The sequence below is a fragment of the Mesorhizobium sp. M0894 genome, assembly GCF_040319725.1.
In the GTDB taxonomy this organism is placed as follows: Bacteria; Pseudomonadota; Alphaproteobacteria; order Rhizobiales; family Rhizobiaceae; genus Mesorhizobium.
In genome coordinates, this window is sequence record NZ_JAMYOG010000011.1 from 148074 (window position 1) to 172639 (window position 24566).

The 24566-nt window shown below is 60.9% G+C and carries 26 protein-coding genes; 11 read left to right on the plus strand and 15 right to left on the minus strand.

Going from position 1 to position 24566, the window contains the following annotated elements:
- Positions 1-9: 9 nt before the first annotated feature.
- On the minus strand, positions 10-1230 hold the full coding sequence (gene fabB, locus NKH91_RS21570; protein WP_352884991.1) for a beta-ketoacyl-ACP synthase I: 1221 nt from the start codon (positions 1228-1230) through the stop codon (positions 10-12).
- Between the two features lie 121 nt (positions 1231-1351).
- Positions 1352-1870 (minus strand): 3-hydroxyacyl-[acyl-carrier-protein] dehydratase FabA, encoded by a 519-nt coding sequence (gene fabA / locus NKH91_RS21575; protein WP_352884990.1) that lies wholly within the window; start codon positions 1868-1870, stop codon positions 1352-1354.
- A 240-nt stretch (positions 1871-2110) separates the two neighbouring features.
- Between fabA and irrA the strand changes: the two genes are divergently transcribed.
- A complete protein-coding gene (gene irrA / locus NKH91_RS21580; protein ID WP_023676913.1) occupies positions 2111-2542 on the plus strand; it encodes an iron response transcriptional regulator IrrA in 432 nt (143 codons plus the stop codon).
- Between the two features lie 10 nt (positions 2543-2552).
- Positions 2553-2912 (plus strand): DUF4260 domain-containing protein, encoded by a 360-nt coding sequence (locus NKH91_RS21585; RefSeq protein ID WP_023719552.1) that lies wholly within the window; start codon positions 2553-2555, stop codon positions 2910-2912.
- 82 nt (positions 2913-2994) lie between these two features.
- Here the strand turns inward: NKH91_RS21585 and NKH91_RS21590 are convergent, their stop codons facing one another.
- Complete coding sequence (locus NKH91_RS21590; RefSeq protein WP_023719551.1) at positions 2995-3552, minus strand: SH3 domain-containing protein; 558 nt, start codon at positions 3550-3552, stop codon at positions 2995-2997.
- A 157-nt stretch (positions 3553-3709) separates the two neighbouring features.
- Here NKH91_RS21590 and NKH91_RS21595 point away from each other — a divergent pair, with 157 nt between their 5' ends.
- Complete coding sequence (locus NKH91_RS21595; protein WP_352470076.1) at positions 3710-4711, plus strand: 2-hydroxyacid dehydrogenase; 1002 nt, start codon at positions 3710-3712, stop codon at positions 4709-4711.
- 64 nt (positions 4712-4775) lie between these two features.
- Here the strand turns inward: NKH91_RS21595 and NKH91_RS21600 are convergent, their stop codons facing one another.
- The 9 genes from NKH91_RS21600 to NKH91_RS21640 form a co-directional block, all read right to left on the minus strand.
- Complete coding sequence (locus NKH91_RS21600; RefSeq protein ID WP_352884989.1) at positions 4776-5264, minus strand: GNAT family N-acetyltransferase; 489 nt, start codon at positions 5262-5264, stop codon at positions 4776-4778.
- Entirely contained in the window at positions 5261-6022 is a 762-nt protein-coding gene (locus NKH91_RS21605; protein ID WP_352884987.1) for a molybdopterin-synthase adenylyltransferase MoeB, read from the minus strand. Before NKH91_RS21605 ends, NKH91_RS21600 begins: the two co-directional genes overlap by 4 nt.
- A gap of 76 nt (positions 6023-6098) precedes the next feature.
- The gene (gene recF / locus NKH91_RS21610) at positions 6099-7247 is read right to left on the minus strand and encodes a DNA replication/repair protein RecF (protein WP_352493777.1); all 1149 of its coding nucleotides are present in this window, start codon (positions 7245-7247) and stop codon (positions 6099-6101) included.
- 25 nt (positions 7248-7272) lie between these two features.
- Positions 7273-8391 carry a DNA polymerase III subunit beta gene (dnaN, locus tag NKH91_RS21615; RefSeq protein WP_023719546.1) on the minus strand — a complete coding sequence of 373 codons (1119 nt, stop codon included), beginning with the start codon at positions 8389-8391 and terminating at the stop codon, positions 7273-7275.
- 199 nt (positions 8392-8590) lie between these two features.
- The gene (dnaA, locus tag NKH91_RS21620; protein WP_031194174.1) at positions 8591-10138 is read right to left on the minus strand and encodes a chromosomal replication initiator protein DnaA; all 1548 of its coding nucleotides are present in this window, start codon (positions 10136-10138) and stop codon (positions 8591-8593) included.
- Positions 10139-10976: 838 nt separating this feature from the next.
- A complete protein-coding gene (gene rpsT / locus NKH91_RS21625; RefSeq protein ID WP_023676922.1) occupies positions 10977-11243 on the minus strand; it encodes a 30S ribosomal protein S20 in 267 nt (88 codons plus the stop codon).
- 160 nt (positions 11244-11403) lie between these two features.
- Complete coding sequence (locus NKH91_RS21630; protein ID WP_352884985.1) at positions 11404-12177, minus strand: enoyl-CoA hydratase; 774 nt, start codon at positions 12175-12177, stop codon at positions 11404-11406.
- 23 nt (positions 12178-12200) lie between these two features.
- On the minus strand, positions 12201-13091 hold the full coding sequence (mutM, locus tag NKH91_RS21635) for a bifunctional DNA-formamidopyrimidine glycosylase/DNA-(apurinic or apyrimidinic site) lyase (RefSeq protein ID WP_023719543.1): 891 nt from the start codon (positions 13089-13091) through the stop codon (positions 12201-12203).
- A complete protein-coding gene (locus NKH91_RS21640) occupies positions 13084-14325 on the minus strand; it encodes a phosphopentomutase (protein WP_352884983.1) in 1242 nt (413 codons plus the stop codon). The genes mutM and NKH91_RS21640 overlap by 8 nt, the downstream gene beginning before the upstream one ends.
- A 159-nt stretch (positions 14326-14484) precedes the next feature.
- On the opposite strand from NKH91_RS21640, the gene NKH91_RS21645 reads away from it, so the two are divergent.
- On the plus strand, positions 14485-15411 hold the full coding sequence (locus NKH91_RS21645) for a phosphate/phosphite/phosphonate ABC transporter substrate-binding protein (protein ID WP_352884981.1): 927 nt from the start codon (positions 14485-14487) through the stop codon (positions 15409-15411).
- Between the two features lie 28 nt (positions 15412-15439).
- Here the strand turns inward: NKH91_RS21645 and NKH91_RS21650 are convergent, their stop codons facing one another.
- The 3 genes from NKH91_RS21650 to NKH91_RS21660 all read right to left on the minus strand — a co-directional run bounded on the left by NKH91_RS21650 (position 15440) and on the right by NKH91_RS21660 (position 17224).
- The gene (locus tag NKH91_RS21650; RefSeq protein ID WP_023719540.1) at positions 15440-16060 is read right to left on the minus strand and encodes a TadE/TadG family type IV pilus assembly protein; all 621 of its coding nucleotides are present in this window, start codon (positions 16058-16060) and stop codon (positions 15440-15442) included.
- Between the two features lie 30 nt (positions 16061-16090).
- Positions 16091-16651 (minus strand): TadE/TadG family type IV pilus assembly protein, encoded by a 561-nt coding sequence (locus NKH91_RS21655; RefSeq protein ID WP_031194173.1) that lies wholly within the window; start codon positions 16649-16651, stop codon positions 16091-16093.
- A gap of 150 nt (positions 16652-16801) precedes the next feature.
- On the minus strand, positions 16802-17224 hold the full coding sequence (locus tag NKH91_RS21660; RefSeq protein WP_023719538.1) for a pilus assembly protein N-terminal domain-containing protein: 423 nt from the start codon (positions 17222-17224) through the stop codon (positions 16802-16804).
- A 345-nt stretch (positions 17225-17569) separates the two neighbouring features.
- On the opposite strand from NKH91_RS21660, the gene NKH91_RS21665 reads away from it, so the two are divergent.
- From NKH91_RS21665 to NKH91_RS21695, 7 genes are all read left to right on the plus strand, one after another.
- Positions 17570-17743, plus strand: a complete 174-nt coding sequence (locus NKH91_RS21665) for a Flp family type IVb pilin (protein WP_023719537.1) — start codon at positions 17570-17572, stop codon at positions 17741-17743.
- A 149-nt stretch (positions 17744-17892) separates the two neighbouring features.
- Entirely contained in the window at positions 17893-18411 is a 519-nt protein-coding gene (locus tag NKH91_RS21670; RefSeq protein ID WP_023719536.1) for an A24 family peptidase, read from the plus strand.
- A gap of 191 nt (positions 18412-18602) precedes the next feature.
- Complete coding sequence (gene cpaB, locus NKH91_RS21675) at positions 18603-19418, plus strand: Flp pilus assembly protein CpaB (RefSeq protein ID WP_023719535.1); 816 nt, start codon at positions 18603-18605, stop codon at positions 19416-19418.
- The gene (locus tag NKH91_RS21680) at positions 19415-20941 is read left to right on the plus strand and encodes a type II and III secretion system protein family protein (protein ID WP_023719534.1); all 1527 of its coding nucleotides are present in this window, start codon (positions 19415-19417) and stop codon (positions 20939-20941) included. Before cpaB ends, NKH91_RS21680 begins: the two co-directional genes overlap by 4 nt.
- Positions 20942-20955: 14 nt before the next feature.
- The gene (locus NKH91_RS21685) at positions 20956-21690 is read left to right on the plus strand and encodes a CpaD family pilus assembly protein (protein WP_352884978.1); all 735 of its coding nucleotides are present in this window, start codon (positions 20956-20958) and stop codon (positions 21688-21690) included.
- Between the two features lie 54 nt (positions 21691-21744).
- The gene (locus NKH91_RS21690; protein WP_023719532.1) at positions 21745-23028 is read left to right on the plus strand and encodes a CpaE/TadZ family protein; all 1284 of its coding nucleotides are present in this window, start codon (positions 21745-21747) and stop codon (positions 23026-23028) included.
- A 29-nt stretch (positions 23029-23057) separates the two neighbouring features.
- Positions 23058-24566 carry a TadA family conjugal transfer-associated ATPase gene (locus tag NKH91_RS21695; RefSeq protein ID WP_023719531.1) on the plus strand — a complete coding sequence of 503 codons (1509 nt, stop codon included), beginning with the start codon at positions 23058-23060 and terminating at the stop codon, positions 24564-24566.

A 24566-nucleotide genomic window follows, 5' to 3' on the forward strand; every position in this document is an offset into this window, starting at 1 on the left:
GGCAAATCCTTATGCGGAATAGCGCTGGAAAATCAGCGTAGCGTTGGTGCCACCGAAACCGAACGAATTGGACAAAACGGTGTCGATCCTGGCTTCGTCGATGCGCTTGCGCACGATCGGCATGCCTTCGAATTCCGGATCGAGGTTGTCAATGTGGGCGCTCTCGCCGATAAAGCCGCCTTGCATCATCAGGATCGAGTAGATCGATTCCTGCACGCCGGCCGCACCCAGCGAATGACCGGTCAGCGATTTGGTCGACGTGATGAAAGGCATCTTCTCGCCGAACACCTCGCGGATGGCGCCCATTTCCTTGGAGTCGCCAACCGGCGTCGAGGTGCCGTGCGTATTGATGTAGTCGACCGGCGAGGACACCGTTGCGAGCGCCTGCTTCATGCAGCGAGCCGCGCCTTCGCCCGACGGCGCCACCATGTCGTAGCCGTCGGAGGTGGCGCCATAGCCGATGATCTCGGCATAGATCTTGGCGCCGCGTGCCTTGGCATGCTCGAGCTCTTCAAGAATCAGCACGCCGGCGCCGCCGGCAATGACGAAACCGTCGCGATCGACGTCGTAGGCGCGCGAGGCGACTGATGCCCTGTCGTTGAACTTGGACGACATGGCGCCCATGGCATCGAACAGATCCGACATCGTCCAGTCGAGATCCTCATGACCGCCGGCGAAGACGATGTCCTGCTTCCCCCACTGGATCAGCTCGTAGCCATTGCCGATGCAATGCGCTGACGTCGAGCAGGCCGATGAGATCGAATAGTTGACGCCGTGGATCTTGAACCAAGTGGCAAGCGTCGCTGAAGCGGTCGACGACATCGCCTTTGGCACCGCGAAGGGACCGATCCGCTTGGGACTGCCGTTCTTGATCGTCGTCTCGGCCGCTTCGACGATTGCACGGGTCGACGGTCCGCCGGAGCCCATCACGATGCCGGTGCGCTCGTTGGTGATGTCGGTCTCGTCGAGGCCGGCGTCTGCGATCGCCTGGTCCATCGCGACATGGTTCCAGGCAGCACCTTGCGACAGGAAGCGCATAGCGCGACGGTCGATCATTCCCGACGGATCCAGCGTCGGCGCTCCCCACACCCGGCAACGGAAGCCATGCTCGGCGAAAGAGTCGGAAAAGCTGATGCCGGACCTGGCATCATGCAAGGAGGCCTGCACCTCGTTGGCATTGTTGCCGATCGACGACACGATGCCGAGACCTGTGACTACGACCCGTCTCATTCGCAACTCCTTCCAGCACGGACCTCCGAAACCTGATTAAGTTTCCGGAACGGAACCATGCGCAAATTAAAGTGCTACAGCGTCCTTTAGATGTCCAAGACGTGGCACTGTTGGTCTTCGCTCAGCCGGCGGCCGATTGCTTGGACAGACCGACCTTCAGATCCGTTGCCGCATATATGGGCTCGCCATCTGCCTTCAGCCAGCCATCGGCGATGCCAAGCACAAGCCGACCGCGCATCACTCGCTTGAAGTCGACGCCATACTCCACCTTCTTTATCGAAGGCGTGACCATGCCTTTGAATCTCACCTCACCCGTCGACAGCGCCATTCCCTTGCCGGGTTCGCCGAGCCATCCAAGGTAGAACCCCGTCAACTGCCACATGGCGTCCAGGCCCAGGCATCCCGGCATGATCGGATTGCCGATGAAATGGCAGGCGAAAAACCACAAATCCGGCTTGATATCGAGTTCTGCGCGGATGAAACCCTTGTCGAACGCACCGCCGGTTTCGCTGATCTCGGTGATGCGGTCGAACATCAGCATCGGCGGATAGGGCAGTTGCGCATTTCCCGGTCCGAACAGCTCGCCGCGGGCGCAGGCAAGCAATTCCTCGTAACCGTAGCTGGATTTCGAACCCGCCATCAATCTCGTCCCCGTGATCGTCCCGGGCGATAGGCGCCCATGCTGGTGGTTTCCTAACACAATCTGTTTCAGGCCGGAAACCGGCGTTTGCGCTTAACCTGCCCGTCTGCCCGGGTCAATGCGCGCTATTGATCGCATTCGGCCGACAGAATATATGTCAGGACACGTCCAATTTCGGCAGATGCTCTATTTCTGCCATTTTGGACGTGTCTGAGACGGAACTGTGGGCGCGACGGATAGATGGATCTGGGTTGCCGGAAGGATAATGTCGCTGTGGACAAGCGGGTTCGCGAAGCCGGTCTGAGGCCGACACGCCAGCGTATCGCGCTGGCCGATCTGCTTTTCGCCAAGGGCGACCGCCACCTTTCGGCCGAGGAACTGCACGAGGAAGCGCTTGCCGCCGGCGTGCCGGTGTCTCTGGCCACCGTCTACAATGCTCTGCACCAGTTCACCCAGGCTGGCCTTTTGCGCATCCTTGCCGTCGAGGGATCGAAGACCTATTTCGACACCAACACCTCCGATCACCATCATTTCTATATCGAGGGCGAAAACAGGATCTTCGATATCGACAGCGGCCCGGTGACGGTTTCCAACCTGCCGGAACCGCCGGAAGGCATGGAGATCGCCAATGTCGATATCGTGGTGAGACTGCGTCCGAAACGCTGCGACTGACCGGCGCCTTATGAATTTCCTGGATTTGACGCTCCGGCTCGAATGGGTCGCCGTCGCGGTGGCGGCTCTTGTCTTCTATGCAATGGCCGGTGCTTCCTGGTGGCTATTTGCAGTGCTCGTTCTGGCGCCCGACCTGTCGATCCTGGGTTACATGGCCGGGCCGCGCGTCGGGGCCGTCGCCTACAACACCTTGCACATACTGGTCTTGCCCGTTCTGCTGGCGCTTTTCGGCAGCGTCTTTGACAATGCATTGGCGACATCCGTTGCGCTGATCTGGATCGCCCACATCGCCATCGACCGCGCCCTGGGCTATGGCTTGAAGCTGTCGAGCAGTTTCCAGGATACCCATCTCGGCCGCATCGGCGGCTAGATCATCCCCGAATTGAAGAACAGCGAAACAAAATGCCGGATCCGGTGCTTGCAGCGCTGGCCTGACCTCCGGTTCGGAAGCGTCAGTTCTTGACCTTTTCGCCGGGATAGGCGCCCCAGACGAGCGACTGGGCGAGCCAGCCGGTATGGCCGTCGAAGGTCATTTCGCACCATTGGCCATCGCAGGACTTGATCGTGCCCATCACCCCCGGTTCGAGGATCGCGATGACGCTTGCATCTTTTGCCGGGTCGTCGAGGAGGTTGATGCGGGCGTCCTTGCCGCGCTGCCAGGGGGCGACGATCGCCGTGCGGCGGCCCGAAAGCAGCGACTGATTGATCCAGCCTTCCGAGCCGTCGGCATCGCGCACGCGGCGCCATGTATCGAACTCCTGGATGATCTCCATCGGCAGGCCTGGTTTCATGTACATCCAATCGACGGAATAGTTGACGCCCGGCCCGACGCGCGAGTTGACGCGGCCGGATTTCAGGCTGACGAAGCGCGGCAGCGGCAAGCCGCTTGGTCCGAGCGTGACGCTCTGGGCGGGGGCCGCGGCACTTTGCGCCATCACCAGTGGGCTATGGATGAGAGCGCCGAGGAATGCTGCACTGAGGGTCAGGCGGAGCGACGCGAAACCAGACACTTTCGTTCCTTTCGGCGCCGGCCCATCGGCCTTCGCGCCCCTTTTTCTTTGTCTTCGGCGGAACCACTTGTTACATGGATGACCGGTACCGCGATCGGCTCTCAGTTTCGCCGTTCTTGGTTAAAGAGGTCTCAACGAGATCGGGTTCGAGGAAACAATGGCAGGCAAAAAGAAGCCCCTCGTCGTCATCACGCGCAAGTTGCCCGACCCGGTCGAGACCCGCATGCGCGAGTTGTTCGACGCCCGGTTGAATGTCGAGGACAGGCCGATGACGCAGCCGGAACTGGTGGCGGCGGTCAAGGAGGCTGACGTGCTGGTGCCGACCGTAACCGATAATATCGACGCGGCGCTGATTGCCCAAGCCGGCGACAACCTCAAGCTGATCGCCAATTTCGGCAATGGCGTCGACAAGATCGACGTTGCGGCAGCGGCCAAGAAAGGCATCACCGTCACCAATACGCCGAACGTGCTGACCGAAGATACGGCCGACATGACCATGGCGCTGATGCTGGCCGTGCCGCGACGGCTGGCCGAAGGCGCCAACGTGCTGACCGGGGACAAGAAATGGGCGGGCTGGTCGCCGACCTGGATGCTCGGCCGTCGCATCTGGGGCAAACGGCTCGGCATTGTCGGCATGGGTCGCATCGGCACCGCCGTCGCCAGGCGCGCCAAGGCCTTTGGCCTCTCGATCCACTACCACAACCGCCACCGCGTGCTGCCGGCAATCGAGGACGAGTTGGAAGCCACATATTGGGAAAGCCTCGACCAGATGCTTGCCCGTATGGACATTATCTCGGTCAATTGCCCATCGACACCGGCAACCTTCCACCTGCTTTCGGCACGGCGGCTGGCGCTTCTGCAACCGTCCGCTTACATAGTCAACACCGCGCGCGGCGATATCATCGATGAGGAATCGCTGGTCAAGCTCATCCATGACGGCAAGATCGCCGGCGCCGGCCTCGACGTCTACGAGCACGAGCCGGCGCTGAACAGCAAGCTTCTGAAGCTCGCCCACAAAGGCAAGGTCGTGCTGTTGCCGCATATGGGCTCGGCGACGCTCGAAGGCCGCATCGACATGGGTGAGAAGGTGATCATCAACATCCGCGCCTTCTTCGATGGCCATCGTCCGCCCGACCGCGTGCTGCCGCTGCGGGCGTGACCTGCCATCATGCCGGCATGGCCTTGCCGCGGCAACCACGCGTTCGTCTTTGGATAGTGTTGGCTTACGAAAGCGCCTTGCGCATGGTGATTGAGGTCGGCCGGTCGTAGCCCTTGTGCGCTGTCCGTTCGGTTTCGCGAAAGCCGAGGCGGGCGAAGGCAGCGTGGTTTCCGGTCAGTTCGACCCGGGTCTGGAGCTCGATGGCGGCCCGGTTGTGGCTACGGGCAAGATCTTCGACAGCCTGCATCAGCCGCTTTCCGATGCCTTGTCCCTGAAGAGCCGGCACAACCGCGAGCTTTCCGACATAGAGGTCGTCTGCCCGCTCCAGGATGAAGACGCAACCGACGATCTCGCTTTCCTTCAGCGCCAGGAATCCTGCCTCCTCCAGCGCTTTAGCCCTAAGATTTTCGACAGTGAGCCGATGCGCCGAGGACGGCGGATCAATAACGTCTTCCATGAAGGCGAAGGCGCGCATGACCAGTGCCAAGACCTCGTCCCAACGATCGAAGTCGGCCGCAAGCTGCACAATGGAAACGTCGGCAGGCAGGCTCACCGGCTAGTTCGCTTGTAGCGGATCGTGTCGAAGCGTGCCGCCAGTGCATCGTAGAGCAGCAGTCGCCCGACCAGCGGCTCGCCAATCCCGGTGATCAGCTTGATTGCCTCCATGGCTTGCAGCGTGCCGATGACCCCGCTCAGCGCGCCGACAATGCCGGCCACCGCGCAGGACGACACCAGTCCCGGCGGCGGCGCTTCGGGAAAAAGATCGCGGTAGCTTGGGTTCAACGTGCCGTCCGGACCGGTTTCGAACGGCTTCAGCACCGTGACCGAGCCGTCGAAGCGGCCAACGGCGGCATGGACGAGCGGCCGGCTTTCGGCGGCGCAGGCGTCGGCCACGGCGTAGCGCGTCTCGAAATTGTCGGAGCCGTCAACGACGATGTCATAATCGGCGATGAGGGCAGGGGCGTTGTCCGCGGTCAGCCTGAAATTGTGCTCTTCCACGACGACGTTTGGATTGATGCGGATGATCGCCGCCTTGGCGCTGTCGGTTTTCGCCATGCCGACATCGCCCGTGGCGTGGATCACTTGTCGTTGCAGGTTGGAAAGCGAAACGATGTCGTCGTCGACGATACCGAGTGTGCCAATCCCTGCGGCGGCGAGATATTCGAGCACCGGCGCTCCCAACCCGCCGGCGCCGATGACCAGCACCCGCGCCCGCTTTAGCCGCTGCTGGCCGGCGCCGCCGATTTCGGGCAGCACGATGTGGCGGGCGTAGCGTTCGAGCTCTTCGTCGGTGAGGGCGGCTGTGATCATCGCCGGACCATATAACGGAGGAAAAAACTTGTCAGGCGTCAATGCATGCGGCTCAGAAATGCGTCATGGACGAAGTTCAGATGGTCGGCCTGACCTTGCCGTGATCGACGGTCAGGAACTGCGCGCGTCCCTTGAGGCTGTCAAACAACGCGGCATCGGTCCCGGTCATGAAAGCCTGGCAGTTCAGCTCCTCCAGGATCGAGAACAAGGCCGCGCGCCGGCCGCCGTCGAGATGGGCGGCGATCTCGTCGAGCAGCAGGATCGGCGTCATGCCCGACATCTCGCCGGTTAGCCGTGCATGCGACAAGACAATGCCGACCAGCAGCGCCTTCTGCTCGCCGGTCGAGCAGAGTTCGGCCGGCATTGCCTTGGGCCGGTGGCGCACCACGAGATCGGAACGGTGCGGGCCGTCGAGCGTGCGTCCGGCGGTGCGGTCACGGTCGCGCCCTTGGGCAAGCGCACGACGGAACCGTTCCTCGACGTCGACGGCCGGCGAAATGCCGACTTCGCCTTCCAGTTCCCCCGAGATGCCGATGTCGGCTTGCGGAAACGGTCCGTCGCCGGGCAGACGGTCGATCATGGCGGCGAGCAGGCGCACCAGTTCGGCACGCGCCGCGGCAATTGCCACGCCGGTCTCCGCCATTTGCATCTCGATGGCATCGAACCAGGCACCGTCGCGCGAACCGTCGGCGAGCAGCCTGTTGCGGCCGCGCATTGCCTTTTCGTAGTCAAGCGCGCGCTGGCCGTGGCCGGGGTCGATCGCCAGCACCAGTCGGTCGAGGAAGCGCCGACGGTCGGCGGCTGGCCCGGGGAACAGGCCGTCCATGGCCGGTGTCAGCCAGACCACGCGCAGCCATTCCAGCATGTCTTCGGCTGAGCGCGCCGCCGCGCCGTTGATCCGCACCCGCCTGCCGCCTTCGCTGTCGCTGCCTGCAATCCCGGTACCGATCTCGACCTGGCCGTCCGGCCCGTCAAGCCGGGCATGCAGCGCAAAGCCACCGTCGCCGCCTTCGCGCGCCACCTCGGCATAGGGTGCGCGGCGCAGGCCGCGGCCTGGCGTGAGCAGCGAGATCGCTTCAAGCAGATTGGTCTTGCCGGCGCCATTGTCGCCGGAGAAAACCACAGCGCCGGGATCAAGGTCGATTGCCAACGCCGCATAATTGCGGAAATTCGTAAGTGTAAGCTTACTTATGTAAGTCTGCCGCGGGTTTGCAAATCTGGTCACGACAGCAGATGGCCTCGTTCGGGCCCTACACCCGCATCGGCATCAACACGTAGAGCGCGGTCTCGTCGGCCATGTCGTGGATCAGTGTCGGGGATCCGGCATCCGCCAGCATGAACTTCGCCTCCGTGCCGGTCAGTTGCGCGGCAACGTCGAGCAGGTATTTGGCGTTGAAGCCGATTTCGATCGGATCGGACGAATAGTCGGCTGCCAGTTCTTCGGTGGCGCTGCCTGAATCCGGATTGTTGACTGCAAGCGTGACCTGGCCTTCGGCGATCGAAAGCTTTACAGCCCGGCCGCGTTCGGACGAAATGGTCGAAACGCGATCGACGGCAGCGGCGAAACTCTGACGATCGATGATCAGCTTCTTGTCGTTGCCGGTCGGAATGACGCGCTGGTAGTCCGGGAAAGTGCCGTCGATCAGCTTGGAGGTCAAGATGACGCTGCCGATGGTGAAACGGATCTTGGTGTCCGACAGCTCGGTGGTCACCGCAATGTCGGGGTCGTCGACCAGCTTCTGCAACTCGCTGACCGTCTTTCGCGGGATGATGACGCCAGGCATGCCCTCGGAGCCCGCTGGTGCGTCGATCTCGGCGCGCGCCAGCCGATGGCCGTCGGTCGCGACCGAGCGCAGCTTCAGCTTGCCGCCTGCCTCGTGCGTGTGCAGATAGATGCCGTTCAGATAATAGCGCGTCTCCTCGGTCGAGATGGCGAACTGGGTCTTCTCGATGAGGCCCTTTAGCCCGAGGGAATCGAGCCGGAAAATATGCGAGAACGACCCGGCTGAAAGCTCGGGAAAGTCGGACTGCGGCAGGCACTGCAGGCGGAAGCTCGAGCGCCCCGACGTCACCGTCATGGCGTTGCCGTCTTCGTCGGTCTTCAGCGCCACCTCCGCGCCGTCGGCAAGCTTGCGCACGATGTCGTAGAGCAGATGCGCCGGAACCGTCGTCGCCCCGCCACGCTCGACCTTTGCCGGCGTTGCTTCGGTCACCTCCAGGTCGAGGTCGGTCGCCTTCATTTCAAGGCTGGCCCCCTCGGCGCTGAGCAGCACGTTCGACAGGATCGGAATGGTGTTGCGCCGCTCGACCACGCGGTGAACATGGTTGAGCGACTTCAGGAGATTTGACCGTTCCAGGATAACACGCATGACGAAACAGGCTCGCTTGAATGAATGAACGGGTCTCCGGCAAGCGGCGCCCCGCGAAAGGTCTGAACAGGCTCAGAATCTGCGTAAACTGACAGGAAAAACCTGGCAAACGCAAGCCCGCGCCACCGGTTCGGGCCGGCTGCACGGGCTTTCTGGGGATAAAAAGGCCGAAGTCCGCGAGCCGGCGTTTTTCGCGCCGTCAGGCCTGGTCGTTGATCAGCCTTCTCAGCAATTCGAGTTCCTGCGCCAGTGTGTTGTCGACGCCTGAAAGATCCTCGATCTTGCGCACGGCATGCAGCACCGTCGTATGGTCACGGCCGCCGAAACGCCGCCCGATCTCCGGCAGCGAGCGCGGCGTCATCACCTTCGACAGGTACATGGCGACCTGCCGTGGCTTGACGATGGTGCGTGTGCGCCGGTTGGACAGAAGTTCAGTCTTCGACACGTTGTAATGGCGTGCGACGATGCGCTGAATGTCCTCGATACGCACCCGCTTCGGCTCGCCGGAACGATAGATGTGGCCAAGGATCTCGTCGATGCGGTCGATGGTGATCTGCGGTTCGAAGGATTGGCGAAACAAAAGCTGGTTGAAGGCACCTTCGAGCTCGCGCCCGCTGCCGGTCACCGTGCGGGCAACGTGATTGAGGATCTCTTCGGAAATATCGAGCGACACATCGTCGAGCTTGGCGGTGGCAAGCCTGAGCTTGAGCATACCGATGCGCATGGCGAAATCCGGGGCCGACATTTCCAGCGCGACGCCGCCGTTGAGGCGCGAGCGGACGCGCGGCTCCAGCGACTCCAATTCCGACGGCGGCCGGTCGGCAGCGACCACCACTTGCTTGGCGCTGTCGAGCAGCATGTTGATCAAATGGCAGAATTCATGCTGGATCGACTTGCCCTGCAGGAACTGCATGTCGTCGATGATGAGAAGGTCGATGTCGCGAAGCTGTTCTTTCAGCGTCAGTGCGTTGTTGTCGCGAATCGCGGTGGCGAACCGCCACATGAAATATTCAGCCGTCAGATAGACGACCCGCGATTTCGGGTTCTGCTTCAGCGATTCTGCGGCGATCGCCTGCAACAGATGCGTCTTGCCCAGCCCAACCGTCGCGTGAAGAAAGAGCGGATTGAAGCGCACCGCGCTCGACTGTGATTCCGCGACCGCCTTGGCAGCGGCAAAAGCCACTCGGTTCGATGGTCCCTCGATGAAGGAGGTGAAAGTGTAGCGTGGATCGAGCGGCGAACCGAGCACATTGTGCCGGAACTCTGTCTCTGCCGGCATTCCTGGGCGGGGTGCCGGGACCCGCTCGACCCTGCTGGGGCTCGCCGTGCCCGCAGAGAGAGCGGTTTGCGTCTGCCTGGTCATCTTGCGTGCCGGGGCCACTTCCGGCTCGACGCTGTTGCGGCCCTGGCGTGTGGCGGTGCGAACGACGATCTCGATCTTGAGGATCTCCGGATCCTCGTGCTTCCACAACTCGGCGATGAGATCGAGATAGTGGCCGTTGATCCATGAACGCAGGAATGCGGTTGGCACCGAGATGCGGACAATGCCCTTGGAGGATTCAGCGACCTTCATGCGCCCGAACCAGCTCGAATAGACCTCGGTTCCCAGACGCGCCTTCAGCTGGGCCTTGACCCGATCGAACTTCTGTTCAGCTTCATTGGAAGCCGCCATGTCGTTCCTTCCGATTAACGTTCCAGGAAATGGGAGGTCGCCCGTAAGCTCCCTTTCGATGCCGCCGCTCTGCATGATCGAGTTCCTTGTCTCTTGTACCTGTTTTCCGCCGGGGATGCGCCTCCTGCATCCATGTTTCCGGCGACCGTGTCTTCGCTGCGACACCATCGCCACCGCCGGCTGATGAATCGCCTCGTTATCGGTCCGGCGCCGAAGTGCCGATCCGCCTTGGTCATGTCAGGGCAATAAAATGCCGTCCGGCGAAAAACGCCGGCGCACCGTCGACCTGCCATGTACAATTACGCCAGTCCCCTACCGTATCAAAAAGACAAACCAACCCCGTCCGCGGAGTTGAATCCGCGTTGTAAACTCTGCCAATTTGAGCTGGCCGGTTTCAGGCTGGTCAAGGGCCAAGGGCCCGTCCCTTCGATGGACAGACATTACCGAAATCGCTGTGGATAGGGCAAGGCCACCCCTAACGGATTTTTAAGGAATCTGACTAGCAAGGGACGGTTCGGACGCCATGCCGCAACAGTTGATTTTGACAAAGCCATTGTGATTCAAACCCTTTTCCGGCGAATATGAAAAAGGCCACACAACGCGAAATTTTCTGAAATAATTCACTTGACAGCCAATTGTCGCCTATCGACCGCAGCCGATGTGAACAAGCTGTGGATCACCATCTGTAAACTGCTGAAAAGAAACGGTAATCTGTGACGCTCGGAAATTTTCGCATTGGCGGTTTCGAAGGCTGCGAATATCAGCGGGCATGTATATGCCGGCAAAGCATTTCGAACTTTGAAATGCACGCGGAGCGCCGTTTTGCGGGCTTTCTTTTAAGTACTTGCCGGCAAACGAAAAAACCCGGCGCGATCGGCCGGGTTTGAAGAAGCGCAGTTCAGGAAAAGGTATATTAGGCCGACAGCACCTTGACCCGTTGGGCCAGCCGCGACACCTTGCGCGATGCAGTGTTCTTGTGCACCACGCCCTTGGTCGCGGCCCGCATCAATTCCGGCTCGGCCACCTTGAAGGCAGCCTGTGCGGCCGCCTTGTCGCCAGCCGCGAGCGCCTCTTCGACCTGGCGGATGTAGGTCCGGACGCGGGAGCGACGGTTCTTGTTGATCGCTGCGCGACGGGCGATCTTGCGCGTTGCCTTTTTGGCCGAGGAGGTATTGGCCATGGTGCCTCTCTTCTGATCTGGTGGGCGCTTGCGGGATACCGCGGGGCGCAAAAAACAAACGGGCAGCCACAGGGCCGCCTCGGTTGGTGCGGCTTATAGTTCAGCTTTTCCGGCGCGTCAACGCTGCGGCGCTTTCTTTTTGGCCGGTGCCTTCGTCATCTCATCGGTTCGTGAAATTCGGCTTCCGCTTGCCGGTGAAGGCCGCCATGCCTTCCTTCTGGTCGTCCAGCGCAAACAGCGAATGAAACAGCCGGCGCTCGAACCGCAGGCCCTCGGTGAGCGTCGTCTCATAGGCGCGGTTGACGGCCTCCTTCGCCATCATCACCACTGGCAAGGAAAAACCGGCGATCTTGGCCGCTGCCTTAAGCGCTTCCTCGATCAACTCGCCGGCTGGCACGACGCGCGAGACCAGGCCGGAACGCTCGGCCTCGGCTGCGTCCATCATTCGCCCCGTCAGGCACATATCCATCGCCTTCGACTTGCCGACGAAGCGGGTCAGGCGCTGCGATCCGCCCATGCCGGGCATGACACCCAGCGTGATCTCGGGTTGGCCAAACTTGGCGGTATCGGCGGCGATGATGAAATCGCACATCATCGCCAGTTCGCAGCCGCCGCCCAGAGCGTAGCCCGCCACCGCCGCGATGATCGGCTTTCGTGCCCGCGTAAATTCTTCCCAGCCGACGAAGAAATCCTGCAGATAGGCATCCACATAGGAGATCGACTGCATTTCCTTGATATCGGCACCTGCGGCGAAAGCCTTTTCCGAACCAGTGATGACCATAGCGCCGATGTCGGCATTTGCGCCCATGCTGTTCACCGACGCAACCAGTTCCGCCAGCACTTGTGAATTCAGCGCATTGAGCGCTTGCGGCCGGTTCAGCGTAATCAGCCCGACCTTGCCGCGGGTCTCGACGATGATGGTTTCATAGCCCATGCTTGCTCCTCCTCGCTTGTGTTTCAAGCCTGACAGGTCCGGCAGTGGAAGGTTGAGCGACCGCTTTGCACGATACGCTCGATGTGCCCGCCACAACCAGGCTTGGAGCAGGCCTCGCCCTCGCGATCATAAACCGCGAAGGAATGCTGGAAGTAGCCCAGCGATCCATCGGTCTGCATATAATCGCGCAACGACGAGCCGCCGGCGGCGATCGCGTCGGCGACGACCGAGCGGATTGCTTCGGCCAGGCGTTCGCTCTGTTCTCTGGCTTTCTTGCCGGCTCTCGCGAGCGTGCCCGCTTTGCGCAGCGGTGACAGGCCGGCCCGCCAAAGCGCTTCCGAGACGTAGATATTGCCTAGCCCGGCGATCAGCCGTTGGTCGAGAAGTGCCGCCTTCAGCGGTGACTTGCGACCTTTCAGCAGCGAAGCGAGCAGAGCGCCGTCCAGTGCATTGCCTGTAGGCTCGACACCTAATCCCGCCAGCATCGGATGCATGTCTGGCTCGTCTTCCGAAAACAGCATGAACCCGAAGCGGCGCGGGTCGTTGAAGATCACGCGAGAGCGGACGCCGGCAGGTGATGTGATGTCGAAGACGACGTGATCGTGAGCGGTGTTTTTCGAACGTTCATAGTGGAACGCGCCGGGTGTTGCACTCTCGTCGGCCGTTTCGACGCGAAACGAACCCGACATGCCGAGATGGCAGATCAGCACCGGGCCGTTGTCCAGGTGCATCGTCAGATATTTGGCGCGGCGGCCGAGCGCTGCAATCGTCTTGCCGGTCAGCCGCTCCGAAAATCTCTCGGGGAATGGAAACCGCAAATCGGGCCGGCGTGCCTCGACACCGACGATGCGGGCACCTTCAAGGACCGGCTGCAGACCGCGCCTGACTGTCTCGACCTCCGGCAGCTCAGGCATGGCCGCTTATCGTGGCATGGAAGGAGGTGCCGTATGGGCCGGGCGCCAGCCCGAGATGTTCGGCCACGGTTTCGCCGATGTCGGCAAATGTCGTCCTCAGTCCAATGTCCGCGCCTTTGAAACCCGGCCGTGTGCCGATAACCGGAATACGCTCGCGTGTGTGGTCGGTGCCGCGCCACGTCGGATCGTTGCCGTGATCGGCGGTCAAAATGAGCAGATCGCCTGGCCTCAGCCGCGCGAATGCCTCCGGCAGGCGCCGGTCGAAAGCTTCGAGTGCGGCGGCATACCCCGCGACGTCGCGCCGATGTCCGAACTCGGTATCAAAGTCGACAAAGTTCGCGAAGACGAAGTCGCCGTCGCGGGCATCTTCCATGGCGCCAAGCGCTTTGTCGAACATCGCCATGTTGCCGGCAGCCTTGCGGACTTCCGAGATCCCCCGATGGGCGAAGATGTCGCCGATCTTGCCGATTGCGATAACCCGGCTGCCGCGCGCCGTCAGCCGGTCGAGCAGCGTCGGTTCCGGCGGCGGTACGGCATAGTCGCGACGATTATGCGTTCGCGCGAACGTGGCGGCGGTTTCACCGATAAACGGTCGTGCGATGACGCGCCCGATATTCAGCGGATCGACCAGCCCGCGCACTATCTTGCAGAAGTCGTAAAGCCGTTCCAGGCCGAAATGAACCTCATGCGCGGCGATCTGCAGGACGGAGTCGACCGAGGTGTAGCAAATCGGCTTGCCGGTGCGGATATGGTCTTCGCCGAACCGTTCGATGATCTCGGTGCCGGGGGCATGACAATTGCCGAGAATGCCGGGCACCTTCCCTTCACGCACCATTGCTTCGGTCAACTCGCCTGGAAAGGCGGGAATCGTGTCGGGGAAGTAACCCCAGTCGAAACGGACCGGCAGGCCGGCTATTTCCCAATGGCCCGATGGCGTGTCCTTGCCGCTCGAAACCTCCTGTGCCGCGCCGTGAAAGGCGGCGGCAAACTCGACGCTGCCGCCATTCTCGAACCTGAAACCCGTCGCCGTTGCCGCGGCATGGCCGAGGCCGAGCGATAGCATGTTTGGTACAAGAAGCGGTCCGCCACGCAGGCCTTCGCGATCGGCGCGGCCTTCCGCGCAGGCCTGCGCGATGTGTGCGAACGTGTTGGAGCCAGTGTCGCCATAGCGTTCGGCGTCGGCCGCGCCGCCGATGCCGAAGGAGTCAAGGACAAAAAGGGAGGCGCGTGCCATCAAAGGTTCATCATTGCCTGGGTGTTGACTCAGACATAGGGTTCCGCGCTGCCGTTGGCAATTCGGAAACCCGAACGGCACGGCTTGGCGTGCTGGTCCGGGAGAAACGAATCGCGGCATGGTCGATCTGCCGATCGAAATGCGCGGCATGGAGCTCGCATGAGGCCTGCCCTGAAAGCATTCGCTGCCGTACTGGCCTTGCTGCTGGATGCATCTTGCGCGAACCTGGCGCGTGCCGATTGGCGCGATGATATCGGAACGTTCCGTATCGGTATCGTCGCCGAGCCTGGCGCCGGCAACACCGTTCCAGGTCTGGCGCTGCTGACCGACGCCTATACCAAAGCGCTCGGCATGAAGGTGGAGTTTGTCGTTGCCCGCGACTATACGTCGTTGATCGAGGCGCAGGCCAATGCGCGGATCGAATATGCAATCTATTCGGCAACCGCCTACGCCGCCGCCTCCGAACGGTGCGGATGTGTCGAACCTCTCGCGGCGCCGCTCGATTCCGGCGGCGCCATCGGCATCCGCTCCGTACTGCTGACGCGCGACGGGAGGGTTCCCGATCTGATGGCCATGGCAGTCCATCGGGTCGTCATGGCGCCTTTCGACAGCGTCGGTGGTGCTTTGTTGCCGCTTGCCGGGCTGGCAGCAGACGGGGTCAACGTGGCGGAAGATGCGCCGTTTTTGACCCACGCCAATTCGGCTGCCGAAGCTGAAGCAATGCTGGTCGAGGGCGAGGCCGATGCCATATTCGGCTGGATCCCGGCTGTGGCAGAGGGACGGCCAAATCCTCCTGGCGGCACGGTGGCGAGGCTCGAGGCCGCAGGGCTCTCGAAATCGTCGCTTCAGGTCGTATGGACCTCAGGCCTGCTGAGGTATGGCCCGCACGCCGTCCGCAGCGATCTGGACCCCGAAGCCAAGCGCCGGCTCACCGTCTTTCTCACCAATCTCAGATCAGCCGCGCCGGACATTTACGATCTTCTGGAGCCGAGACACTCCGGCGGGTTCGCCGTTGCCGGTCCGAGGGATTATGTGCTGGCTGCGGCCATCGTGCACCTGGTCTCGGCCCGCGGTCGCAAGCAATAGCAACAGCCCGGTTAGCGGGCTTCAGGCGTCAGCAATCGCTGCACGGAATGGTCGGGCTCCTTCGCGGCCGTAGATAATAAGTTTCCGCCATCGATATCGAATTGAAGGCCGAGCTCAACCCGAACCGGCTTTGGCCATCCGCCGACCAGGTGATGATTGGCTTGTAGGCGAGATCGCTTTCGACCCGAATGAGGAAAGTGCCTTTGATCTTGAGCGCGCTCGGGACCGTTGTGGCGGAATCCTTGATGGCGTCGACGCTAGAGACACCATCGACTACTTTGCGCGACCACACGACCAAGACTTTCGGCGTCGTCTCGTCCGTGACCTGTATCGCCGTAATGATGATCTTCGGTTTCGAACGATTATAGGGCTGAAGCGTGGAACTGCCGATCGCGATGATGGCATCGAGATCGGCCGCCTTGATGGTCTGCTGCTGCGTGACAAGGTCCGCTACCATGCTGCCGATGCGGCTGACCTTCTTGCTGGTCTCGATGGCTTGCGAGGCCTCCATGGTCATAAAGTACATGATCAATAGGACAGGCACGATGAGGGCAAACTCGACAGCCGCAATACCGCGGCGGTCCGAGCAAAGCCGGACTGCTCTTGTACAAATCTCTGCGATGCCCAGCTGTGCCCCCGCACGAATCATGGCTTTGCCCTTTTCAAGCGACTAGGTGGTTCAGTTGTCGAACGGCTCGTTCTGCCAAGTGATCGAAGCGAAATGCAGCGTTTTGCCGTCCTTCAGATTGGCCATCGACTTGGCCATGAAGTCGGTCATCACCGGCCATTTGTAAAAAACCCGCAGCATGTTTCTCGACTCCGCCAGGCCCGGTGCGACGGTGAAGGTCTGTGTGCTCGTGCCCTTGGTCAACACGACATCGCCATCCTGGATCTTGAAACCGGCCAGCGCCGCATCGGCGAAGGTCGGATATTCGCGCAAATCCACTAGCAATCCGGGACAGGTCTTGGCGACCATGATCTCCAATTTGGTGCAGATCATATCCCGCAGCTTGGTCCCGGACACATCGGCCGGTCTTAACTGGCCGGTACGCAGTTGGCGCGCGATGTCGTCTGTGGCGTTTGCCATCACTTCTTGTGCGGCAAATGAAATACAGCTCTCCAGGATGGCGAAGACAAGAAGCGCGAATGGAATTGCAAGCATGGCGAATTCGATCGCCGTGCTTCCGCGTCGGTCGCCCAAAAACCGTCCGGGAAAACCTGCTCGTCCTGCCTTGCTCATGTCCTCTACCTGCCGATTCCAGTTCTGCATCGGATCCCACCATTAGTCGGAACCGATTGAAGTCCGGTTGGAATGACCGTTAAATTCGGCGGAAAGGCCTTAACCAGGCAATAACCGAAGCGTTCCCGCAAAGGTGGAGAAGTCGGCTAGCTAATGCCCGGCGCTCATCTCGGCCTCAGAGGCCTTCTCGGCATCGCTCTTGTACGAGCTTTCGCAATATGGCGCGCAGGACATGGTCTGTACTTCGGCACGCCGATAGATGCGCACCGACGACGCTGCCTGGCGCACGACCGTTATTTGCTCATCGACGATCGGGTTGCCCTCCTGATCGAGGACGACAAGATTGGTGACGCCAAATCCCTTGCCGGTCAGTACGATCGTCGATGCGTCCTGCACGGAGGCGTCAGCGATCGCCGGATTGCCGACGACAATCGTATCGGCGGCGCGCGACAATTTGACGATCTTTGCCTGGTTCATCGTGACCTCGATGCCGGCGCCTGCCTTGGCTGGAACGGCGAAAGCCGCTGCGGCAAGAACCACGGCAATTGGAAATGACGATCTCGGCCCGGCCATTGAGGCGCTCCCCGGCAACAAACTGTTCAACAGAACATGAACGAGATTGGTGAACCAACCGTTAAGCGGCTGGAGTTCAGGATTAAGCCGGAACCGGCATTGGGCTAGCAGGCACGGCTCAAACCTCTTTGCCGAATTGCGCCTTTTGCGCCCTTTGTTAGCCCGTGGACCCAGTGGCCGGTATTTTAGTCCTGGGTTAACTACGCAATGTCATCGAAGCGGGAAAGGAATCGGTAAGCCTGTTTATTAAGCCGATCGAAACAGCTTCCGCTTACATTCGCAGCATCCGATCAGCCATCAAGAGAAGTTGACGGAAGTGCTGTAACAATTGGAGTAGGAGCTCGAATGTCTAACCTCATCGCACGTTTTGTGAAGGACGAATCCGGCGCGACCGCTATCGAATACGGTCTGATCGCCGCCCTCATCGCGCTCGCCATCATGGTTGGCGCCGGCTCGCTCGGCAACGCGCTGAACGCCAAGTTCGACAAGATCGCCAGCAAGGTCAACGGCGTCAATTAAGCTACGCGGCCAGTCACTTTTCAAGAACAGGGGCCGCTCCGTTGCGGCCCTTGTTGCATTATAGTAACAAAACACTTTGAAGTCTCATCAGTCGTTAATAGAATGTGCCTAGGTTAGGCCAGGTACAATTTGACCACAGGCGTTCGTCCATGCTTGAAGCCGTGATCTTCGTCGTCTTTCCGTTCTGCATGCTTTTTGCCGCGATCTCCGACATGCTGTCGATGACGATCGCCAATCGCGTGCCTGTGCTGCTTGTGGTTGTCTTCGCCTTGGTAGCGCCTTTGACCGGCATGGATTGGGCCACCTATGGCTGGCATTTCGCCGCCGCCGGCTTGGTTCTCGCGGTGACGTTCGGCCTGTTCGCGCTTGGCGGCATGGGCGGCGGCGACGCGAAGCTCCTGGCCGCCACTGCCATGTGGATGGGACTGAATGTCCATCTCATCGAATATCTCGTCGCCTCGACATTCATAGGCGGCTTGCTGACGCTTGCCATTCTCGCCTATCGAAAATCGCTGCTTGCCGCCGTCACAAGCCACAATCCGTTCCTGCGCCATTTCGCCGATGACGCGACCGGTGTTCCGTACGGCATTGCGCTTGGCATTGGCGGTCTGCTTACCTATCCGGACTCGCCATTGATGGCCTGGGCTCTCGCCAGGCTGGCGGGCTGATTTGCGTTACTCCGTTTGCGCCGGGCCTGGCGAGTTGGCGACGTCTTTCCTTCGGGCCGCGCTTGGTCGCTCTAATTTATGTAAACGTTAAATTAATCACGATCGTAAGTATAACATTAACCTTGTTTTGACGATTGCCGCTGCAAAGTCCGGCTTGGCCAGGTGGTTTGCCAAGGGCGAGGTTCGGACAGATGCCAGCATCCCGATTGATTATTCTAGGCGTGGCGATAGCCGCGGCCGGAGGTGCAGGCTATGTCGCGAAGAACATGGTCGCGCCTCCGCCGCCTCCGGTTGTCGATTCCGGCCCCCAAGCGCCGGCGATCGCGCTGCAGGACGTGCTTGTCCTTTCCGGCGATGTTCCGATGGGCAGTCCGCTAGAGAACAACATTTCCTGGGAGTCATGGCCGTCCGCCGGCATCAACGCAAATTTCATCACCCGCGCCGCCGAGCCTGAAGCGCTGGATAAGCTGAAGGGCGGCGTCGCGCGCGTGGCGCTGTATGCCGGTGAGCCGTTGCGGCGCTCGAAATTGATCGGTGAGGGGCAAAGCTTCATGTCGTCGATCCTGCCCTCCGGCATGCGGGCTGTCGCAACAAGCATCTCGGCCGACACTTCGGCCGGTGGCTTTATTCTTCCCAACGATTTCGTCGACGTCATCATGACCCGCAGAGCCGATACCGCCAATGGCGGTAGTCCGGGCTTTACGACCGAGACTATCCTCAAGAACATTCGCGTCCTGGCGATCGACCAGACCATTCAGGAGGATGAGGAAGGCAAGAAGACCAGGGTCGGCCAGACCGCCACCCTGGAACTGACGCCGCAGCAGTCCGAGATCATCACCGTCGCTCAGCAGATGGCGGATCGCCTGACATTGGCACTGCGCTCAATCAAGGACAGCCAGGACAAGAATGTGGGGGAGGCCGACTACCTGGTTTCCGGCAATGGTCGGCGCGGAACGGTGCGGTTGATCAAGTCGGGCGAAGTTTCCGAAGTGGGGGCGAGGAAATGAAGCTAAAAACCAAACTGCCGGTCACCTTGGCTGCGGCGATCGGCCTGTTTCTCCTTGGAACGAACGCGTATGGCACTCTCGATGCCCATGCGGCGAACAATGCCAGGGTCACAGCCTCGACGGCCACCCAGCGAGTGAAGCTCGGGCTCAACAAATCGGTGGTCATCGACCTGCCGAGCGATGCCTACGATATTCTCGTTGCCAACCCCGCGGTAGCCGATGCGGTGACCCGCACCGCCAGGCGCATCTATCTATTCGGAAAGGCGGTCGGCGAGACCAACATCTTCGTCTTTGGCCCGAATGGCGAACAGATCGTCAGCCTTGATCTGGCGGTCGAACGCGATGTTGCCGGGCTGGAGGACTATATCAAGCGCTTCATCCCGTCATCGGAGATCAAGGTCGAGCTGCTGAACGACAATGTCGTTCTGACCGGAACCGTTGACACTCCGCTGGACGCCAAGCGTGCGCAAGACCTGGCGGAGATCTTCGTCTCAGGCGGCGAAGCGACCACGGGTCAATATTCGCAGACCGCTGCCGGCGGCTCCGCCGATGCCGGCGTCGACATCAACAATCCGGACACCGAGCGCCGCGTCAGCAAGATCGTCAACCTGCTGCAGATTATCGGCGACGACCAGGTGACGCTCAAGGTGACGGTTGCCGAAGTCAGCCGCTCGGTGATGAAGCAGCTCGGCGTCAACATGATCGGCAGCGGCAGCAGCAACGGCATCAGCTGGAGCGCGTTAAGCGACAATTTCACCGGTTTAGGCAAGTCGCTGTCGAACTCGGGCCTCTCTATCAGCAGCTCGACGCTGCAGGCCTATATCAACGCCATGGAACAGTCCGGCGTCATGAAGACTCTCGCCGAGCCAACATTGACGGCCGTATCCGGCGAGAAGGCGACCTTCAAGGTCGGCGGTGAATATAACATGGTGACCGGCGTTTCCGAAGCCGTCTCCAACGATAACCAGACAGGTCTGAAAACCTATTCAGTCGAGAAGATCGAATATGGTATTGGCCTGGAATTTCAGCCGGTGGTGCTGTCTCCCGGCCGCATCAGCCTGAAAGTCAGGACGTCGGTCTCCGAGCCGACAACGGAAGGGTCAGTATCTTATTCCGAAGGCGTAAAAAGCCTTGGCATGAACGCCCTGTCGCTTCGCAAACGCTTGGCCGACACGACGGTGGAACTGCCTTCGGGCGGCTCGATGATGATTGCCGGGCTCGTCCGCGACGATGTCAGGCAAGCCGTCAACGGCTTGCCTGGCCTGACAAAGATTCCAGTGCTCGGCGCGCTCTTCCGCAGCAGGGATTTCGTTCGCAACGAGACCGAGCTCGTCATCATCATCACGCCCTATCTGGTGAAGCCGGTGGCGCGCAACGACCTTGCCAAGCCTGACGACAATTTCAACGCCGCCAGCGACGGAGCCGCCATGTTCCTTGGACGCGTCAACCGCGTCTACGGCACCATGCAGACCGACAAGCCCAACGGCCGTTATCACGGCGTTGTCGGCTTCATCTACAAGTAAGCGGGGAAGCGGACATGTCTCAGTCAGCATCGAAGACAAAGGCGATCACCGCGATGCGGTCGGTCCATTTGCGAATCTGGCGGCCGGCCGTTCCCATCATGGCGGTCGTGATGGCGGCATCACTGGCCGGCTGCGCCAATCGCGACAGCGTCACGGTCGGTGCCATACCGGACGACTATCGCACCACCCATCCGATCATCATCGCCGAGAAGATCCAGAAGATCGACCTTCCGGTCGGCGCCGGCGACCGTGGCATGACCAGATTCCAGCGCGACACGCTCCTGGGCTTTCTGGACGGATACGACAGGAGCGCGGCTCCGGTGCTGACGATTGAGGTCCCGAGCGGCTCGGCTAATGAAATCGCAGCGGCCGCGGCCGGCCGCGATTTCGCCAGGCTTGCCATAGCCAGCGGCATCAGCCGGAAGCGGATCGCCGTGCGGTCCTATCAATCCGTTTCGGCCGAAGCGTCCGCCCCGGTCCGTGTCGCCTACGTCTCGGTGAAGGCTCAGACGGACAAATGCGGGCGCTGGCCGGAAGACCTTCTGGAGACTTCGGAAAACAAGCATTATGCCGATTTCGGCTGTTCGTACCAAAACAACCTTGCCGCCCAGATGGCCAATCCGGCCGATCTGATCGGGCCGCGCAAACAGACTCCCATCGACGCGGCAAATCGGAGCGCGGTGATCGACGTCTATCGCGACAGAGGAATTTCGGACGAACTCCTCGGCAATTCGGAAGTCGAATATTAACGAGTGTTGAGGCTCAACAGACCTAAGCCGCGCAAGTCACTGAAAGAGATGACAATGAGCAATCTTGCCTATGACACAGAGGTAGCAGGCGGCGAAACCTCGGAGCAGGATATTGCCGCGATGCAGGCGTTGCGGCCGATCCCGCGCATTTCGATCCAGGCGTTCTGCGAGACCGAAGGCGTAGCCAATCCGGTCGAGCGCGCTGGCGAGGATCGCCGTATGGCCAAGGCCCATCTGAAGGTGCATATGGGGGGCATCCCCACCGCTATCGAATTCTACCAGTCTGCGCCGACACCGAACCTGATCCTGCTTGAATCGCGCAGCGAGCCGAAGCTGTTGCTGGAACAACTCGCCCAGCTCTCCGAGCACTGCGATCCGACCTCCAAGGTGGTGGTTGTCGGCCATTACAACGATGTCGGCCTGTATCGCGAACTCATCCGTTCGGGCATTTCCGAATATGTCATCGCCCCGGTATCGATGGCCGACATCGTCAGCGTGGTGTCCTCGATCTTCGTTGATCCGGAAGCTGAGCCGATCGGCCGCTCGATTGCCTTCATCGGCGCCAAGGGCGGCGTCGGCTCCTCGACAATAGCCCATAATGTGGCTTGGGCCATGTCGTCCCTTTTCAAGTCCGAAGTGGTTGTCGCCGATCTCGACCTCGCCTTCGGAACGGCCAACATCAATTTCGACCAGGACCCGGCGCAGGGCATTGCCGAGGCGGTCTTCTCGCCGGAACGCGTCGACGAGGTCTATCTCGACCGGCTGCTCGCCCAATGCGCCGAGCACCTGTCGCTGCTTGCGGCACCTTCGACCCTGGAGCGGGTCTACGATTTCGAGCCCGACGCCTTCACCCAGCTTATCGACATAGCCCAGCGTAGCGCGCCGCTCCTCGTGCTCGATGTCCCCCATGTGTGGGCCGGCTGGACCAAGAACACGCTGGTCAAGGCCGACGAGATCGTTATCACGGCGACGCCCGAACTGGCCAATCTGCGAAACACAAAGAACCTGGTCGACATGCTGAAGCGGCTTCGTCCAAACGATCCTGCGCCAAAGCTTGTGATCAACCAGGCCGGTGTGCCGAAACGTCCCGAGATTACGCCGTCCGATTTCTCCGAATCGCTCGGCCTTTCGCCGATGTCGGTCATCCCGTTCGAGCCGCTTTTGTTCGGAAATGCCGCCAACAACGGACGTATGCTCGGTGAGATGGATGCCAAGAGCCCCGTCGTCGCCACGATCAACGAGATTGCCCATGTGCTGACGGGGCGCAGCGAAATCAAGGTGAAGAAAAAGGCTGGCCTCGGCAACCTGCTCGGCAAGCTTTCGCGCAACAAGAAGTGATACCGCAGCGGTGGAATTGGTAAGCGATCATGTTTGGTAAAAGAGGCAGCGACGACGGCAACCGGACCATCCCGGAATTCCGTCAGCCAGCACCCGCACCTGCCGCGCCGGCGGCCGCGAACCCTGTGGAAGCGGCGGTAGCTGCCAGGCCCGGGGCGCTGCCGCCATCCGGCGCGCCTGCAGGGCCAGCGGTTCGCCGTGCGGTCGAGCCGCCGCCATTGGCGCCGGAGCCGAAAAGGATTCAGCGTGAGCGCAGCGAGAGCTATTACGACACCAAAAGCCAGGTCTTCTCCGCACTCATCGACACGATCGATCTGTCGCAGCTCGCCAAGCTCGATCCCGAAAGCGCGCGCGAGGAAATCCGCGACATCGTCAACGACATCATCGCGATCAAGAACTTCGCGATGTCCATCGCCGAGCAGGAAGAGCTTCTCGAGGATATCTGCAACGACGTCTTGGGCTACGGGCCGCTGGAGCCACTGCTTGCCCGCGACGATATTGCCGACATCATGGTCAATGGCTCCAAGAACGTCTACATCGAGGTCAACGGCAAGGTCGAGCAGACCGGCATCCGTTTCCGCGACAACCAGCAGCTCCTCAACATCTGCCAGCGTATCGTCAGCCAGGTTGGCCGCCGCGTCGATGAATCAAGCCCAATCTGCGATGCGCGTCTTCCTGATGGTTCCCGTGTCAACGTCATCGCACCGCCCCTGGCCATCGACGGCACCGCCCTTACCATCCGCAAGTTCAAGAAGGACAAGCTGACGCTCGACCAGCTGGTCAAGTTCGGCTCAATTTCGCCGCAAGGCGCCGAGATTCTCAAAATCATCGGCCGCGTCCGTTGCAACATCGTCATTTCGGGCGGTACCGGCTCCGGCAAGACGACGCTGCTCAATTGCCTGACCAACTATATCGACCGCGAGGAACGCGTCATTACCTGCGAGGACTCGGCTGAGCTGCAATTGCAGCAGCCGCATGTGGTACGTCTCGAAACCCGTCCGCCCAACCTCGAAGGTGAGGGTGAAGTGACCATGCGCGATCTGGTCAAGAACTGTCTGCGCATGCGGCCCGAGCGCATCATCGTCGGCGAGGTGCGCGGACCCGAAGTGTTCGACCTGTTGCAGGCGATGAACACCGGCCATGACGGCTCGATGGGAACGATCCACTCGAATAGCCCGCGCGAATGCCTCAACCGTATAGAGTCGATGATCGCCATGGGCGGCTACACGCTGCCGCAAAAAACCGTACGCGAAATCGTCGTCGGCTCCGTCGACGTGATCATACAGGCTGCACGCCTGCGCGACGGATCGCGGCGCATCACCCACATCACCGAGGTGATCGGCATGGAAGGCGACGTCATCATCACCCAGGACATCGTTCTCTATAACATCAAGGGCGAGGATGCGAACGGCAGGTTGCTGGGCGAGCACGTGTCGACCGGCATCGGCCGTCCGCATTTCTGGGAGCGCGCCCGCTACTATGGCGAGGAGCAGCGCCTAGCAGTTGCGCTCGAGGCGATGGAGAAACGCGCTGACTGA